Raw genomic sequence first — 1,734 nt, 5'->3', positions numbered from 1 at the left:
GGGTGTGGGTGTGGGTGTGGCCGGGTCATCCTTAACAAGAACCTTGAAAGCAACAGTTGCCTGCTTACCACTACGGACAGTCGCCATAATGGAAACATTAGCAATACCTGACATGTTACGCTGCGGCACAATTGTTACAATGCGTTGGTTGCCAAACGAGCCATTGCCAACTTGAACGCCGCTCACTGCCACTAAACCAGGATTGTCAGTCTTAACCTGGAATGACAAAGACTTCATGTCTGACTGAGAAGCGGCAATATCTAGAACCAAATCACCTTTCGTGTTTTCATCCAACCGCAGCTCTTTGGCACTGATAGTCATTTTGATATCAGTAGGTGCTGTCGTGCCAGGATAGTACTTGTTGACCGACGCAGCATCACCAACACTCAGCTCACGACGTTGACCAAGATTCGATAGTGGAATACCGTTATCTTTGGGTGTAATGGTAGGCTGGCCGTTGTTACTAAACGAATAAGCACCATAATGCATGATGGAACCAAAATCATATGCACCTACTGGGTCTGCTTGGCCAGGGCGTAATTTGGTGAAGTTACCTTCTTTACCAGCAGTGATATTGGCAGTGTGAATCATCACATAAGTGTCACGATCTGGGCGCATTTGCTCATGGTGCCACCCGAGTGCATGAAGCATTTCGTGAGCCGCAATACCTGCATATTCACAACCGGAGCCCAACGAAATCTGCTGCTTACCACCAACCATCCCAACTGATGAGTAACATCCCCCACCAGCAAAGAACTCTACATAATTGGCTTCGTTAGTACGTTCCTTGAACTGGATAGCCGTCTTGGTGGTAATCAGCTTCATACCTGCCAAAGCAGCATCTCGACCACGCGGGGAAAAGCCGGGTGAAAACGTATAGTAAACAGTATTGTTTGGCCACCGGGTCGAATTGGACGAAGGATTATCTTCAGCATCCGTCATAACCAACCCTTGCACAGTCTTACGAGCCTGTGGTTTCACAATGAAATCTCGCTGCCAGTTATGTACCGACAGATCTCGAATCATACGTGTACGCTGAATCTCTAGATGCTTACCGATGACCATATCGCCGATCATGGCATTTCCATCGATAATCTGATAGCTGACTTTTTCTCCAGTATGTAGTTCAATCGTTGCAGTTTCGACATTGGTACTACGACCACTGTTGATATCCGCTTCGTCCGCTGCACGTGCAAGACCGGCCAATGCCAATGTCACCATGCATGCCAAATAAGTGTACTTAAAATTCATGTATTTAATCTTTCACAATCTGTTGCATCCAGTAACCATGGAGTCGCCTCAACATGATCAACTTGGCAATTGCGCTGCCATCAACGTCAGCAAAGGTTTAACGTACGACCGCAATAGCCGATACACCATCTGCTTGATCATATGCATGCAGCAATACATGATATTTACCGGGTTTAGGGCTGTTGATCAAAACATACTCCGAATTCGTTTCACCGGTTGACTTGGCATCACTTGTACCATTTCGTCCTTTAGTTGGCGCACTCGCAGCCTTGACATACAGATCCATATCTCCCGTTCCACTTCCCGTACGGATTGCAAGGAAACGCGCACCTGTAGGTACATCAATGGTGTAACGCTTTTCTACATTACTTGGCGCACTCAGACCCAATACTGCCACCCCATTTGTCAACACATCATTTGGCGTTGGCGTTGGCGTTGGCGTTGGCGTTGGCGTTGGCGTTGGCGTTGGCGTTGGCGTTGGCG

2 protein-coding genes are annotated in these 1,734 nt (G+C 47.7%); both read right to left on the bottom strand.

The window, feature by feature from the left end:
* On the bottom strand, positions 1–1,251 hold a 1,251-nt coding region (locus FFS57_RS24810), incomplete at its 3' end, for a M12 family metallopeptidase (RefSeq protein WP_137940493.1).
* Between the two features lie 97 nt (positions 1,252–1,348).
* Positions 1,349–1,734: PPC domain-containing protein (locus FFS57_RS24805; protein ID WP_212749182.1), on the bottom strand; the 386-nt coding region annotated here is incomplete at its 5' end.

The sequence above is a fragment of the Chitinivorax sp. B genome (assembly GCF_005503445.1).
Taxonomy (GTDB): Bacteria; Pseudomonadota; Gammaproteobacteria; order Burkholderiales; family SCOH01; genus Chitinivorax.
This window is presented reverse-complemented; position numbering and strand designations above follow the sequence as displayed.